Raw genomic sequence first — 14,857 nt, 5'->3', positions numbered from 1 at the left:
AGCGGACCGATGAGCGCCCCCGCCGAGTGGTTCAGGGACTGGTTCGGCCGAGCCTACCTCGAGCTGTATCCGCATCGGGACGAGGAGGAGGCCGTCCGAGCGGTCGCGCTCTATCGCGAGCGCGCCGGACTCGCGACCGGCGCCCGCGTGCTCGACCTCGCCTGCGGCGCGGGCCGCCACCTGCAGCGTCTCCGGGCGGCCGGCCTGCGGGCGGTCGGGATCGATCTCTCCGGCCCGCTCCTGGACGCGGCGCGAACCCGTCCGGGGATGGACGGATCCCTCATCCGCGCCGACATGCGCGGGCTCCCCTTCGCCGCCGGGACGTTCGATGGCCTCGTGAACTTCTTCACCTCCTTCGGCTACTTTCTCACGCCGGAGGAAGACATCGAGGTTCTGCGGGAAATCCGGCGGGTGCTGCGGCCCGGGGCTCCCTTCCTGATGGACTATCTGCACGCGGCGTGGGTCATCGACCGCCTCGATCCCGAATCCGTGGGCGAGATCAACGGGACTCCCGTACGGCAGACGCGGTGGGTGGAAGGAGACCAGGTTTTCAAGCGCATCGAGATCGGAGGAACCGGCGGCGGGGAGCCGGAGGTCTACCACGAGCGGGTGCGCCTCTATTCGCCGGAGGCGCTGCGCGGGCTCCTCCGCGAGCACGGACTCGAGGCCACGAACACCTTCGGCAGTTATGACGGGACGCCGTTTCGAGGCGACTCGCCCCGCCTGCTTCTGATGGGACGGACCCTTTGAATCCGGCGGGGAACCCGGAGATCGTCCCACGGCCCCTGGGCGTTCCCGGCTCCATTGCGCACGCTGTCCTGGACGCGGGAGACGCCGGTTTTCTCCCGCTCTCCAGCCGTCTTGCCGAGACGGCTCCTCCGTCCCCCGGCCGCTCCCGGCTTGGACCCGAGTCCTTCGGCGTGTCCGGGCCCGGTGTCCGCGCGCGCCTCGAGTCCGTTCTCCAGGGGCAAGGCACCTTTGTCACGACGGGGCACCAGCCCATCCTCCTCCTCGGACCCCTCTACGTTCTCTACAAGGCCCTCACCGCCATCTCGCTCGCCGCCCAACTCGAGCAGACCTTCGGCGCGCCCGTCGTCCCGCTGTTCTGGATCGCTTCGGACGACCACGACTGGGACGAAGTCGGGAGCACGACGATCCTCGACCGTTCGGACGCCACGCGGACCCTCGCACTCCCCGTCCCGGCCGGTGGCGAGCGCAAATCCGTGGGATCCCACATCCTCGACGGCCCTGGCTTGGATGTCCTCGACGCCCTGCCTGACATCGTTCCTGAATCAGAATTTACGGCACATTATCTGAAGTTGATACGAGATGCTTATGCCGAGGGACATCGGGTCTCCGAGGCGTTCGCCCGGTTCCTCGCGGGGGTGCTCGGCGATCGGGGATACGCGTGGATCGATTCCGCCCGCCCGGAGCTCTGCCGCGCCGCGGCCCCCCTCTACCGACGGCTTCTTTCCGACTGGGATGGAGTCGTCGAGGCGGAGGCGGCGGGCGCGCGCGCGTTGGAGGCGGCCGGCTTCGACGCGCCGATCTCGCGCGTCGAGGATGCGCTGCCGCTGTTCTTCGACGAGGGCGGCGGGAGACATCGCGTCCGGCGAGGCGGGGCCGTACCCCTTGAGGGCTGGCGCGAACGACTGGAGGCCGCGCCCGAAGGCTTTTCGCCGAACGTCGCGTCCCGCCCCGCGCTCGAATCCTACCTGCTTCCCGTGGCCGCGACGGTGCTCGGGCCCGGCGAGATCGCGTACTGGAGCCAACTGCCGCCGCTGTTCGGCGCCCTCGATATCCCGCTGCCATCCGTCCATCCCCGGGCAGCATGGACGCTGGTCGAGGCGCGGACGCGACGGATTCTCGAGCGGACCGGCCTGTCACCACAGGATCTCGCTGCGGGGGCGGAGCCGATCGTCGAACGCCTCACGCGGGAGGCGCGGCCGGAAGCAGTGAAGCGGGCGTTCGGCCACTTCCGGGAGGATGCCGAAACCGGCATGGCCGGGATCGAGGCGGCCGTGGCCGATAACCTGCCGGGACTGCGAGGGGCGGTGGGGAAGATGCGGAAGGGTATCCTCGACGCGGCCTCCGAGCTGTCCCGCCAGGTGGACCGCGCGACCCGGGAACGGCTCGACGTCCGGCTGGGCCAGGTGCGCCGCGCGGGCGCGAACCTCTTCCCGCGGCGGCGCCCGCAGGAACGCGTGCTGAATCCGCTCTCCTTCCTCTGCCGCTACGGTCCCGGACTCGTGGAGCGGCTGGCGCACGAGACCGATCGCCAGGTCGCGTCCTTCTTGGCGGGTCGCGCGGAAGATGGATAGCTTGCGGCGTTCGCGGGTATGTCTTTCGGGGCGCACGGTGGGCACACCGCGAGCGGACGTTCTTCCACGGGGGGCGCGACAATGAGCGGCACGGGAGATCCGAGATGACCTTCGCCTTCATGGTCGTCCTCGGGCTTATCGTCCTCATTCCCGTGCTCGCCATCGTGATCGACTCCCCCCTCTCCGAGGCCCTCGCGCGTCGAATCGGGAACACCGAGTCCGGAACGAACCAGTCCGCGCGCATCGACGCGCTGGAGCAGGAAATCCAGTACCTGACGCAGGCGGTCGAGGGCATCCGGGAAGAGACCGCCTTCGTGCGCGCGCTCGTGGAAGGGGACGAAGCCCTCCCGGCGCTCCCCGCCCAGGACGCGGGGCGACCGGCCGGAAACGACGCGGAGCGCTGATCTGACCGAGGAGAAGGCGCCGGGACAGGGCCGTTCGGCGACGCGCGTCGCCGCCGGTATCCTCGCCAGCCGCATCACCGGGTTTCTGCGGGACGTCATCATCGCCGCCACTTTCGGCGTCGGGCCGGTCACGGACGCCTACGCGGCCGCGCTCAAGATCCCCAACGCCTTTCGCAACCTCCTCAGCGAAGGCGCGCTCTCCGCCTCCTTCGTGCCGGTGTTCTCTTCGCTGACGGAGCGGGGCGACACGGCCGCGGCGCGGAGGCTCGCGCAGGGCGTGTTGGGCGGCCTCCTCGCCCTCTCCGCCTTCGTCGTGGCCGTGGCCGTCGCCGCCGCGCCCTGGCTCCTGGGGATCCTCGCGCCCGGCTACGACACGGAACTGAGCACGCTTACGACGCGCCTCGTCCGCATCCTCTTCCCCATGTCGGGGGTGATGATCGTCGGCGCGTGGTGTCTCGGGATCCTGACGAGCCACCGCCGTTTCTTCCTCCCCTTCGCCGCGCCCGTCCTCTGGAACCTGTCCCAGATCGCCGGCCTCCTGCTGGGAGCGCGGATGGGTTGGGGGCCGCTCATCGTCGTGCTCACGTGGTCCACCCTCATCGGAAGCGTGCTGCAGGTCGCGATCCAGCTTCCCGCCGTGTACCGCCGGCTCGGGACGCTCCGGCCCCGGATCGACTTCCGCTTCGAACCCACGCGCCGCGTCGCGCGCAACGCGATGCCGGTCGCGGCGGGGCAGGGCATCTTTCAGCTCTCGAGTCTGACAGATGTGTTCATCGCCAGCCTTCTCGCCGAGGGCGCGCTCACGGGGATCTACTTCGCCCAGCGCATCGCCATGGTGCCGATGGCCCTGTTCGGCGCCTCCGTGGCCGTGGCGGCCCTGCCGGAGATGTCCCGCGAGAAGGGGATCGGAGCCCTGCGGTCCCATCTCTCCACCGGCGTCCGGCGGGTCGCCTACTTCATTCTTCCATCCGTCGCCGTGCTCCTCCTGCTCGGGGACCTCGTGACCTCGCTCATCTACGAACGGGGAGCCTTCGACGCCGAACACGTGCCGGTCGTGCGGTGGGCCCTGGGCGCGTACGCGCTGGGACTCGTCGCGACGGGCCTCACGAAGCTGTTCGCGAGCGCGTTCCACGCCCTCCAGGACACGCGGACGCCCGTGAAGTATGCCATGGCAGGGGTGGGGATCGGCATCCTCGTCGGAGCCGCGACGGCGCTGTGGATGGACGACCGGGGGTTCGGGCTGCGCGCGGCGGCCGGCCTCGTCTTCGGCAGTTCGGTCGGGGCCTGGGTGAACCTCGTCCTCCTCATGCGAGGGCTGAGCCGGCGGGGTGCGGACGGGTGGTTCGTCCCCGTGCGGCGTTCGCTCGGTCGCATGGCGGTCGGCGCCGGTCTCGCGAGCGCGGCCTTCCTCGTGATGCGCTCCCTGCTCGGGGGCCACCTCCCGGACGGATTCCTCGGCGACGCCACCCTCCTCGCGGCGGCGCTCGTCGCCGGCGGGCTCTGCTACGCCGGGTGCGCGGGGCTCCCGACGGGGCTCCGGACCGTTGGGGAGCCCCCACCGGCGGAGGGGGGAGAGTGAGCCGGGAGCCGGGACCGCGAAGGACGGATCTCGACGCGCTTCGCGAGCAGGCGCGAGGGCTGGATCACGAGCCGGGCGTGTACCTGTTTCGCGATGCCGCGGGCGAAGTCCTCTACGTGGGAAAGGCGAAGTCGCTCCGGTCGCGGGTCGCCTCCTATTTCGGCGCCGAGGCGAGCCGCTCCGTGAAGGTCATCCGCCTGGTGCGGGAGATCGACAGCATCGAGACCTTCCCCGTGCGCTCCGAAGCCGAAGCCCTCCTCCTCGAGTGGAATCTCATCCGCGAGTTCGGGCCACGCTTCAACATCCAGCTCCGCGACGACAAGAGCTATCCGTACATCAAGGTCACGGTCACGGAGCCCTTCCCGCGGATCTTCGTGACCCGCCGGCTGAGGGATGACGGCTCGCGGTACCTGGGGCCCTTCACCGACGTCGGGGCGATGCGGCGGGCGCTGCGCACGATCAAGAAGATGTACACCGTGCGGTCGTGCCATTACCGGATGCCGGCGGAGCTTCCGCCCAGACCCTGTCTCGATTATCACATCGGCCGTTGCAAGGCGCCGTGCGCGGGTCTCCAGTCCGAAGCGGACTATCGGACGATGATCGACGAAATCCTCGAGATCCTGGGCGGGCGGACGGGGCCCGTCAGGCGCTCGGTGGAGCGCCGCATGGCGGAGGCCGCCGAAGCGCTGAACTACGAACGGGCGGGGGAGTTGAGGGACGTACTGCGTGGCCTCGATCAGCTGGAGAGCCGGCAGGCCGCGATCGACCCCCGGGGCGGGAGTCGTGACGTGATCGGATTCGCGCGCCGTCCGGCGGACGGGGCGGTGTGCGGCATCGTGCTGAGGGTGCGGGAGGGAAGGCTAGTCGGTCGCCGGATCCATTATCTCGCGAACGTCGGGGACGAACCGGACGAAGCCGTACTCGGGGCCCTCGTGAAGGGGTACTATCTGCGCCAGGCGGACGATGTCCCCTCGGAGCTGATCGTGCCGGACCCGTTCCACGAGCAGGACCTCGTGGAGGAGTACCTTTCGGGCGTCGCCAACCACCGCTTTCGCATCCGGGTGCCGGCGCGCGGACCCAGGCTCGAACTGACGCGTGCCGCGAGCCGAAACGCGGCACACGTGCTGGAGCGGGACCGATTGGAGCGGGGAGACGAGGCCGAGACCGGGGTCGAGGCGGCGGGACCGCCGTCGGCCGCGGCGCGGCTCGCGGAGGTGCTCGCGCTGGAGGCGCCCGCGCGGGACATCGTCTGCTTCGATGTGTCGACGCTCGCGGGCCGGGAGTCGGTCGGGAGTTGCGTCTGGCTCCGGGACGGACGGCCGCACAAGGATGAGTATCGAAAGTTCCGAATCCGGGACTCGGAGGAGGGACAGACGGATGACTACGCCATGATGCAGGAGATCGTCTCGCGCTACTTCGACCGTCGGGTCCGGGAGGGACGCGCGCTGCCCGACCTCGTCGTCGTGGACGGCGGCAGGGGACAGCTGTCGGCCGCGCGGCAGGCCATGGATGGCGCGGGCGTCTCCGATCTGCCCACCGTGGCCCTCGCGAAGCGCGACGAGGAAGTATTCCGGCCCGGGACTCCGACTCCATTGCGGCTTCCGCGCGCGGACCCGGGTTTGCATTGGCTGCAGCGGGCGCGCGATGAGGCCCATCGCTTTGCCCTCCGGTACAACCGGACGCTGCGCCGCCGCCGCGCCCTCAGATCGAGGCTGAGCGAGATCCCGGGGGTGGGGCCGGAGCGCGAACAGCGTCTGTTGGAGCGATTCGGCAGCCTCGACCTCATCCGTCGGGCCACGCCCGCCCAGCTCGCCTGCACGCCGGGGATCGGTCCTGCGACGGCCACGTCGATCCTCGCCGCGCTCCGCGAGGAGGATCCGGCCCGGGGGGCCGCCTCGTGATGCGGGGCGGACGCCCCCCGGCGGGCCTGTGCGCGCGCTGCCGTCACCGCCGCTGGATCAAGAGCGACCGCGGATCCGCCTTCCTCCTCTGCCGGCTCTCGCGCCGGGACGCGCGTTTTCGGCGCTATCCGACGCTGCCCGTGCTGCGTTGCGCCGGTTTCCAGGCGGAAGAAGAGGCTCCGTGACCCCTCCGGCCGCTTCGACTGCACGGGTCCGAACCCGGTTCGCCCCGAGCCCGACGGGAGCCCTTCACCTGGGCAACGTGCGCACCGCGATCCTGAATTGGCTCTTCGCTCGACGGCACGGGGGCGCCTTTGTGCTCCGCCTCGAGGACACGGACACGGAGCGTGCGGTGCCGGAGGGGGAGGCGATGATCTACGAGGCGCTCGACTGGCTCGGCATCGCCCCGGATGAGGGACCGCGGGAGGGAGGGCCGTTCGCGCCGTACCGCCAGTTGGCGCGCGCCGACCGCCATCGGGCCCGCGCGGCGGAGTTGCTGGAATCGGGGAGGGCGTTTCGCTGTTACTGCCGGCCGGACGAACTCGAGGCGAGGCGGAAGGCCGCGATCGCCGCGGGGGAGCCCACGGGACGCGATGCGCGCTGCCGGGACCTTCCCGCCGAGCAAGCGCGCCGGCAGGAGACGGAGGGACGGGAGGCCGCCATCCGGCTTCGCGTCGAATCCGGGCCCGTAGAGTTCTCGGATCTCTTGAAGGGCACGCTCGCCATCGACGGGGACGACCTGGGAGACCTCGTCCTCGTGCGAAGCGACGGGCGGCCCACCTACAACTTCGCCGTCGCGGTGGACGACATCGAGATGGAGATCAGTCACGTGATCCGGGGCGTGGGCCACCTCTCGAACACGCCCAAGCAGGTTCTCCTGTACCGGGCCTTCGGGGTCAGGCCGCCCGAGTTCGTCCACATCCCGACCGTCCTCGCCCCGGGGGGAGGGAAGCTCTCCAAGCGACGCGGGGCCGCGGGGGTCCTCGACTACCGGGACCGGGGGTTTCATCCGGACGCGGTGGTCAACTACCTGTCGCTCCTCTCGTGGTCTTCGGAGGACGGAGAGGAGTTCCTGAGCCGGAAGGCGCTCGTGGAACGGATCGACCTCGACCGGCTGGGGGCTGCCGACACGGAGGTGGACGAGGAAAAGATGACCTGGCTGTCCGGACAGCACCTGCGGGCGGAACCCGCCGAGCGGCTGGCCCGCGATTGGGCGGCGCGGCTCGATGCGGAAGGGCTGGGACTGACCGACGCCGATCTCCGTCGAGCAGCGGAGGTCTTCGCCAAGCGCACCCGTCTCCTTTCCGACGTCACGTCCGAAGTCGAGCCGATCTACCGCGCGCCGGAGACCGGCGGATCCGCCGCTCGGGAGTTGCTCTCCGACCCCGCGGCCGCGACCGCGATCCGCCTCGCCCGCGCCGCGTGGGCCGACACGGCGTGGCGACCCGAACCCCTCGCGGCGGCGCTGCGCGGCGCGATGCGCGACGCCGGGCTCGCGGGGCGTACATTCTTTCCGCCCGTCCGGGTCGCCCTGACCGGGCAGCTTCACGGACCCGACCTCGGCGACGTCGCCTATGCGCTCGGACGGGAGCGCACCCTGGCTCGGCTCGCGGCGGCGACAGAAAAGGAGCGAAGTGTATGAGCTGGCGCCTCGAATGCGGTCTCTGCGGGCGACCCGTCGCGCGGGGGCTGGCCACGGTGTGCCCGGACTGCGGAAAGCCGCTGCTGGCCCGGTACGACCTCGGAGCCCTGGACGGCGAAGCGCTGCGGCGGGCATGGGCCAGGCGGCAGGGCGGCATGTGGCGGTTTCGGGAGATCATGCCCGTCGAGCCGAACGAAGATCCGGTGACGCTGGGCGAGGGCGGCACGCCCCTGCTCGAGATCGAGATCGGTGGCGAGTTCGAGGGCCTCACGCTCCTCGTGAAGGACGAGGGCCTAAACCCCACCGGGAGCTTCAAGGACCGCGGCCTGTGCGCCGCCGTCACGCGGGCGGTGCACGAGGGGGCGACGGACCTCGTCATCCCGAGTGCGGGGAACGCCGGAGCGGCCCTCGCGGCCTACGCGGCACGCGCGGGCGTGCCCTGTCGCCTCTTCATCCCCGAGGACACGCCGGAGGGCGTCGCCCGGCGCTGCGAGCACTACGGCGCCGACATCACCCGGGTCAACGGGCTCATCGACGAATGTGGCCGTCTCTCCGCCGAGTACGGCGCGGAAACCGGCGCGTTCAACATCTCCACGCTCAAGGAGCCATACCGGATCGAAGGAAAGAAGACGATGATGCTCGAGATCGTCGAAGCGCTCGGCTGGCGGGCGCCCGATGCCATCGTCTACCCCACGGGCGGCGGCACCGGCCTCATCGGCAGCACCAAGACCCTGGCGGAACTGCGGGAACTGGGACTGATCGGCGGCGATACGCGCCTTTACGCCGTGCAGGGCACGGGCTGCGCGCCCATCGTGCGCGCGCACGCCGCGGGTGAAACGTACGCCGAGCCGTGGCGGAACGCCTCCACCGAAGCCTGGGGACTCCGGGTGCCGGGGGCGCTCGGGGACTTCCTGATGCTTGAGGCCATCCGCGAATCCGGCGGAGGCGGCGTCGCCGTTTCCGACGAGGCGATGAAGGATGGGGCTCTCGAACTCGGCGGGGCCGGCGTGGGGGCCGCAATCGAAGGCGGAGCCACGCTCGCCGGGGCGCGCGAACTTCGGCGATCCGGAGAACTGCGCGATGGGGAGACGGTGGTCCTATTCAACACGGGGAACCTCCTCACGTATTAGGGCGACAGGTGCTGCCGGATCTTCGCTGCGGGGTTCCGTGCGCCACGGGGGCCTTCCGGCTACTTTCACGGTATGTGCGGCTCAAAACAGAAACAGGGGTTCAGAGCGATGTCGAACATGGTGCGTACTGGCGCGAGGGCGGCGACCGCCGCAGCTCTGGCGTCGATCTTCACTTCCGCGGGACTCTTCGGGCAGGAATGCGAGTTCGACCCGAACAGCGCGGCCTCCACGGCTTCCGAAGCGCTTCAGGGACTCGCGGAGGCCGCAACGGCCCAGGACAGCCTGACGATCTTCACGGAGGCATGGGGGGCGCTCGGGGCAGATCTGGACAGCGACAATCCGGTGGTCCCCCTGCTGGGCGCCCAGATCCAGATGGGCCTCGGCAACTTCCGTGATGCCGTGGAATTTCTCGACCGCTACGACGCCACCGCGTCTCCGGAGTGCATGATGCACGGCGAGGCACAGCGCTATAACGGCTGGGTCCGGCTCTACAACCAGGGGGTGACGGCCTACAGCGCTTCCGACAACCAGGCGGCGCTCGACGCCTTCTTGCTTGCGAACGACTTCAAGCCCGACATCCGCACGTACAATAACGCGGCGCTCCTGCAGTCACAGATGGGAGACAACGGGGGCGCGATCGAGACGTACCAGGCGGCGCTCGCCGCGGACATTCCCGATGCGGACGCGGAGTCGCTGCGCACCGCCGTCGGCGGACTCGGCGACATGCTGGCGGCGGAAGGCCGGGCGGATGAAGCGGTCCAGACGTACGCCGACTTCCTCGCGAGGTACCCCGAAGATGTCGTGATCCAGATCCGGTATGCGGGAGTCCTGGCCGATCAGGGGCAGACCGACGAGTCGGCGGCGATCTACGCCGCAACCCTCGAGCGCACCGACCTGTCATATTCGCAGTGGCTCGAGGTAGGGGTGGGGTTCTACAACGCGCAGAACTTCTCGGATGCGGCCACCGCGTTCGGGAAGGCTCGCGAGGGAAATCCCCATAACAAGGAAGCGATGGAGAACTACGTCAACGCTTCCATCCAATCCGGCCGTCCCGGACCCGTCATCGCGCTCGCGGACAGCCTTACACAGCGGTATCCCTACGACGCGCTTTCCCACCAGCTGTACTTCCAGGCTCTCGGCCGCGCCGACATGAACGAGCGGGCGATGGAGGTCATGGGCGAGGAGCAGCAGTTGCCGCTCTCCGTCACCTTCGCGCAGATGGCCGCGGGGGCGAATGGCCGGTACGTCGTGCAGGTCTCCTTCACGAACCGCACCGCCTCCGGCACGCTGCAGATCACGTTCGAGTTCGTCGATGCGAGTGGACAGGTCGTCATGGAGCAGACGCATACCTTCGACGCCGACTCCGGCGGCTTCACCTTCGAGGTCCAGTCCGACGTGCCTCTGGCCGGATTCCGGTACGGGACGATCGAGGACTGACCGCCCGGCAGGCCGTGGTCGGCCGGACCGTAGCCTGCCGGACTGCGCGTTCGGCCGCGGGCCGCTCCCGGGAAGTCGGAGCGGCCCGTCCGCCGTAGCCCCACGCGCCGGCAGTCCGTGGCAAAACCCCGCGTCAGCGCCGAGAGCCGACCATGATTCGAGTTGCCAGCGTCAAGCCGGGGTCGATCGCCGCGGACCTCGAACTTCCGGCGGGCCTCGCCGTGCTCGAGATCAACGGCAAGCCCATCCGGGACAGCCTCGACCTTCTCTTTCATCAGGCGGAACCCGCGCTCCGGGTGCTCGCCGAGCGGCAGACGGGCGAGCGGCTTCTGTTCGAGATCGAGAAACCGGCGGACGAACCCCTCGGGATCGTCCCGGAACCCGACAAGATCCGGCGCTGCACGAACGCGTGCCCGTTCTGCTTCGTGAAGGGAAACCCGAAACTCGACAAGCTTCGGGCGCCCCTCTACGTGAAGGATGACGACTATCGGCTGTCCTTCCTTCACGGCCACTACATCACGCTGACGAACCTGCGTCCGGACGACTGGGACCGGATATTCGAACAGCGACTGTCCCCGCTCTATGTGAGCGTCCACTCGACGGACCCCGCGGTCCGGCTCCGGATGCTGAAGAACCCTCGGAGCGCGAATATCGGACAGGACCTCGACCGGCTCGCCGAGGGCCGCATCGTCGTGCACGCGCAGGTCGTCCTCTGTCCGGAGGTGAACGACGGCGAACACCTGACGGGAACGATCGAAGACCTCTATCGTCGCGGGGAGGCGATCCGGTCGCTTTCCATCGTACCCGTAGGCCTGACTTCGTGGAACGCGGCGCTGGGCGGGCGGACCCTCGAGCCGGCGGAATGCCGCGCGGCGCTCGAGGCGGTCGACGCGATCCGCGAACGGGCGCTGCCGGAGCGGGGGCAAGGGTGGTGCTACGCCGCCGACGAACTGTACCTGCAGGCGGGACTCGAGCCGCCTGGTGCGGGATACTTCGACGATCATGAACTCGAGAGCAACGGTGTCGGGGCGATTTCCACCCTGACGGATCGCGTGACCGGACAGCTGGAGGCGCTCGGCCCGCTGGAAGGGTGCAGGGTCGTTGCCGTCACGGGGACCTCGATGGGGCCGACGATGACCCGTCTCGCGGGTCGCGTCGCGCGGCGCACCGGCGCCGAGGTGTCGACGCTCGCGGTCGAGAACACGCTGTACGGACCGATGGTCACGACGGCCGGCCTGCTGCCGGGCGCGGATCACCGGAACGCGCTCCTCGACGCGGGAGACTTCGATGTGGCCCTCTTCTCGGCGCAGGCGCTGAACGACGGGGACATCTTCCTCGACGACGTGAGTCTCTCCGAGTTGCGAGCCGGCTTTCCCGGCCGCCGCGTCGAACCCTCCCACGACCTCGTCGACGTCCTTTCGCGGCTTTAGTGGCGATGGCTCTGCGCACGGTCGCCATCGTGGGCCGCCCCAACGTCGGCAAGTCGACCCTCTTCAACCGGATCCTGGGGCGGCGCGCCGCGATCGTCGCCGAACGTCCCGGCGTGACGCGGGACCGGCAACTCGCCGAGGCGGAATGGGCGGGACGGCGCTTTCTGCTCGTCGATACGGGAGGCCTCGTCGTACGGCCGGATGAGCACATCGACCTCGAGGTGCGCCGGCAGGCCGAGACCGCGATCGGCCACGCGGACGTCGTCGTCTTCGTCGTGGATGGCCGCGACGGGGTTCAGCCCATGGACCGGCACGTCGCGCAGCTCCTGCGCCGCTCGGCGTTGCCCGTGATCGTTGCTGCGAACAAGCTCGACGAACTCGGAGACGCGATCGAGCACGTCGACTTCTACGAACTCGGCCTCGGCGACCCCACGCCGCTCGCGGCCCTCAGCGGCAAGGGATCGGGGGACCTCCTGGACCGCGTGGTCGCGGCCCTTCCCGAATCGGTGGAGACGGAAGAGGGCGACGCCGACATCCGCATCGCGGTCATCGGGCGCCCCAACGTCGGCAAATCCAGCTTCGTGAACCGTCTCGTCGGAGAAGATCGCGTCATCGTCCACGAGGAGGCGGGAACGACCCGCGACGCGATCGACACGGACCTCATCCTGGAGGGGCGCCGCGTCCGCCTCATCGACACCGCGGGCCTTCGGCGGCGCGCCCGCGTCGTGGATGATCTCGAATTCCTCGGGCGGTTGCGAGCCGCTTCGGCCATCGACCGGGCCGATGTCTGCCTCCTCCTCGTGGATACGCAGGCCGGCGCGGCGAACCAGGACTTCCGGGTCGGGCACGAGGCGTGGGACGAGGGGAAAGGCCTCGTGTTCGTGGCGAACAAGTGGGACCTGATCGAGGACCGCGGACCCACCGCGATGGCCGGCTTCGAGCGCGAACTCCGCGAGCGCGCGCACTATCTTCGCTGGGTGCCTATCATTACGTGCTCGGCGTTGACCGGGAAGCGGGTACGGAAGGCCATCGAACTCGCGTTCGAGGTGCAGGAAGCGCGGGCGCGGCGCGTGCCCACCCCGGAGGTGAACGAAGTCCTTCAGCAACTGGTCGCGCGCCGGCAGCCGCCCCAGGGCGGGCGGGGCGACGTGCGGTTGCTGTACGGCAGTCAGGTGGCGGCGTCCCCGCCGCAGTTCGTACTCTGGTCCAACCGGCCACAAGACCTCAAGGAGCACTATGTGAGATACCTCGTCGCCGGCTTCCGGGAGGCCTGGGGATTCGAGGGATCTCCCATTCGGATCAAGCTGAAGAAGCGTTCGGGGCGCGAATGACCGCACCGCTCCTGACGCTCGCCGCCTATCTCATTGGGGCCTTCCCCACGAGCTACCTCGTCGGGCGCGCCTACGGGTACGATCTCCGGCGGGAGGGGAGCGGCAACCTCGGATCCACGAACGCCTATCGGGTGCTCGGGTTCTTCCCGGCCGTGGGCGTGCTCGTCGTGGATCTGCTGAAGGGGTTCGTGCCCGTCTGGTTCTTCCCGCTGTGGGACGGGCGTACCGGCGGCTGGGTACTCGTGTACGGGCTCGCGGCCATCTCCGGGCACGTGTGGCCCGTGTACACGAAATTCAGGGGAGGGAAGGGGGTCGCGACTGCCGCCGGAACGATGGCCGCGCTGGTTCCGGTGGCCGTGATCGTCGCCTTCTTCGTGTGGGTCGTGACGGTGATCCTCACGCGGACCGCCTCCATGGCGTCGCTCCTCTCCGCGGCCCTCGTGCCCATCATGGCGCGCGGCTCGGCGGCGCCGCGCTCCGTCGTGTCCTATGCGCTCCTGCTCGCCATCGCCGTCTGGTGGACGCACCGCTCGAACCTCGCGCGGATCGTGAGGCGGGAGGAATTCCAGGTGGATTGGCGCCGTGGCCGGCTCCCGCGCCGGGAACGAACGGCGCAGAAGTCCCGGGAGGAGGAGACGTGAGCGAGCAGAGCGTCGCCGTGCTGGGCGCGGGCAGCTGGGGCACGGCGCTGGCGGACGTCCTCGTGCGGAACGGCCACGACGTGCGGCTTTGGGCGCGGGACGCCGCCCACGCCGCCGCGATGCGCGATACCGGAACGAACGAACGCTATCTGCCCGGAATCGAACTGGGCCGCCCCCTCACCGTGACGTCGGATCTGGCGGACGCGATGGACGACACCGGTTTCGTGCTCTCCGTGTGTCCATCACACGCGGTGCGCGAGGTGCTGGGGCATGCCGCGCCCCACCTTGGGGATCAGATTCTGGTCTCGGCCTCCAAGGGGATCGAGCTCGGGACGCACCGGAGGATGTCGGAGGTCATCGTTGAGACGCTGGGCGAGGCGGCGGGATCGCGCACGGTGGTCCTTTCGGGCCCCAGCTTCGCGGAGGAACTCCTGCACGGACTTCCGACGGCGGTCGTCGCCGCCAGCCGGAGCGAAGCCAACGCGCTCGCCGTGCAGAGCCTGTTCCGGAATGGGTATTTTCGGGTGTACACGCAGCCGGATGTGGATGGCGTGGAACTGGGCGGCGCCCTCAAGAACGTGATCGCGCTCGCGGCCGGGATCTCGGACGGGCTGGAGTTGGGGTCGAACGCGCGCGCGGCGCTGATCAACCGCGGGCTGGCGGAGATCGCGCGGCTCGCCCGGCACTTCGGGGCGCGGGAAACGACGCTCGGAGGCCTCGCCGGGCTCGGAGACCTCGTCCTCACCTGTACCGGCCGGCTGAGCCGGAATCGTTCCGCCGGACTCGCCATTGGAGCGGGCCGCCGGCCTTCGGAAGTGATAGGAGAGATGGATCAGGTCGTGGAAGGCGTGCGTACGGCGCGCGCGGCATACGAACTGAGCCGGGATCTGGACGTGGAGATGCCGATCACGAGCGGTGTATATTCGATCCTGTACGAAGATGTCGCGCCCCGCGAGGCGCTGGCGCGGCTGATGGCCCGGGAGCCGAAGCCCGAGCGCTGGGGCTAGCGGCCCCTGGCGAAACCCCGCATTGGCGCCGGCA

At 69.7% G+C, this 14,857-nt stretch carries 12 protein-coding genes; all 12 read left to right on the top strand.

From position 1 onward, the window contains the following. Positions 1-9: 9 nt before the first annotated feature. The 12 genes from RN901_RS14670 to RN901_RS14615 all read left to right on the top strand — a co-directional run bounded on the left by RN901_RS14670 (position 10) and on the right by RN901_RS14615 (position 14,823). The gene (locus RN901_RS14670; RefSeq protein WP_310759046.1) at positions 10-750 is read left to right on the top strand and encodes a class I SAM-dependent methyltransferase; all 741 of its coding nucleotides are present in this window, start codon (positions 10-12) and stop codon (positions 748-750) included. A 170-nt stretch (positions 751-920) separates the two neighbouring features. After that, positions 921-2,321 carry a bacillithiol biosynthesis cysteine-adding enzyme BshC gene (gene bshC, locus RN901_RS14665; protein WP_310759045.1) on the top strand — a complete coding sequence of 467 codons (1,401 nt, stop codon included), beginning with the start codon at positions 921-923 and terminating at the stop codon, positions 2,319-2,321. A gap of 104 nt (positions 2,322-2,425) precedes the next feature. After that, complete coding sequence (locus RN901_RS14660; RefSeq protein ID WP_310759044.1) at positions 2,426-2,725, top strand: hypothetical protein; 300 nt, start codon at positions 2,426-2,428, stop codon at positions 2,723-2,725. Position 2,726: 1 nt separating this feature from the next. After that, positions 2,727-4,304 (top strand): murein biosynthesis integral membrane protein MurJ, encoded by a 1,578-nt coding sequence (murJ, locus tag RN901_RS14655; protein ID WP_310759070.1) that lies wholly within the window; start codon positions 2,727-2,729, stop codon positions 4,302-4,304. Then, the gene (uvrC, locus tag RN901_RS14650) at positions 4,301-6,205 is read left to right on the top strand and encodes an excinuclease ABC subunit UvrC (protein WP_310759043.1); all 1,905 of its coding nucleotides are present in this window, start codon (positions 4,301-4,303) and stop codon (positions 6,203-6,205) included. Before murJ ends, uvrC begins: the two co-directional genes overlap by 4 nt. A 181-nt stretch (positions 6,206-6,386) precedes the next feature. Further along, entirely contained in the window at positions 6,387-7,847 is a 1,461-nt protein-coding gene (gltX, locus tag RN901_RS14645) for a glutamate--tRNA ligase (protein ID WP_310759042.1), read from the top strand. Continuing rightward, positions 7,844-8,977: a threonine synthase gene (locus RN901_RS14640; RefSeq protein WP_310759041.1), complete on the top strand. Its 1,134-nt coding sequence runs from the start codon at positions 7,844-7,846 to the stop codon at positions 8,975-8,977. Before gltX ends, RN901_RS14640 begins: the two co-directional genes overlap by 4 nt. A 117-nt stretch (positions 8,978-9,094) precedes the next feature. Beyond that, positions 9,095-10,414 (top strand): tetratricopeptide repeat protein, encoded by a 1,320-nt coding sequence (locus tag RN901_RS14635; RefSeq protein ID WP_310759040.1) that lies wholly within the window; start codon positions 9,095-9,097, stop codon positions 10,412-10,414. A 152-nt stretch (positions 10,415-10,566) separates the two neighbouring features. Then, on the top strand, positions 10,567-11,844 hold the full coding sequence (locus RN901_RS14630; protein WP_310759039.1) for a DUF512 domain-containing protein: 1,278 nt from the start codon (positions 10,567-10,569) through the stop codon (positions 11,842-11,844). Positions 11,845-11,849: 5 nt separating this feature from the next. Continuing rightward, positions 11,850-13,175, top strand: coding sequence for a ribosome biogenesis GTPase Der (gene der / locus RN901_RS14625; RefSeq protein WP_310759038.1), 1,326 nt, complete (start codon positions 11,850-11,852; stop codon positions 13,173-13,175). Then, a complete protein-coding gene (gene plsY, locus RN901_RS14620; RefSeq protein WP_310759037.1) occupies positions 13,172-13,816 on the top strand; it encodes a glycerol-3-phosphate 1-O-acyltransferase PlsY in 645 nt (214 codons plus the stop codon). Before der ends, plsY begins: the two co-directional genes overlap by 4 nt. Next, a complete protein-coding gene (locus tag RN901_RS14615; protein WP_310759035.1) occupies positions 13,813-14,823 on the top strand; it encodes an NAD(P)H-dependent glycerol-3-phosphate dehydrogenase in 1,011 nt (336 codons plus the stop codon). The genes plsY and RN901_RS14615 overlap by 4 nt, the downstream gene beginning before the upstream one ends. Positions 14,824-14,857: the final 34 nt, after the last annotated feature.

It is taken from the genome of Candidatus Palauibacter soopunensis, from assembly GCF_947581735.1.
Lineage (GTDB): Bacteria > Gemmatimonadota > Gemmatimonadetes > Palauibacterales > Palauibacteraceae > Palauibacter > Palauibacter soopunensis.
This window is presented reverse-complemented; position numbering and strand designations above follow the sequence as displayed.

Bases quoted from the DNA above. Each gene is read 5' to 3' on its own strand.
- RN901_RS14670 (WP_310759046.1), top strand. From the start codon at position 10: ATGAGCGCCCCCGCCGAGTGGTTCAGGGACTGGTTCGGCCGAGCCTAC.
- RN901_RS14635 (WP_310759040.1), top strand. From the start codon at position 9,095: ATGGTGCGTACTGGCGCGAGGGCGGCGACCGCCGCAGCTCTGGCGTCG.
- RN901_RS14640 (WP_310759041.1), top strand. From the start codon at position 7,844: ATGAGCTGGCGCCTCGAATGCGGTCTCTGCGGGCGACCCGTCGCGCGG.
- RN901_RS14630 (WP_310759039.1), top strand. From the start codon at position 10,567: ATGATTCGAGTTGCCAGCGTCAAGCCGGGGTCGATCGCCGCGGACCTC.
- der (WP_310759038.1), top strand. From the start codon at position 11,850: ATGGCTCTGCGCACGGTCGCCATCGTGGGCCGCCCCAACGTCGGCAAG.
- RN901_RS14660 (WP_310759044.1), top strand. From the start codon at position 2,426: ATGACCTTCGCCTTCATGGTCGTCCTCGGGCTTATCGTCCTCATTCCC.
- plsY (WP_310759037.1), top strand. From the start codon at position 13,172: ATGACCGCACCGCTCCTGACGCTCGCCGCCTATCTCATTGGGGCCTTC.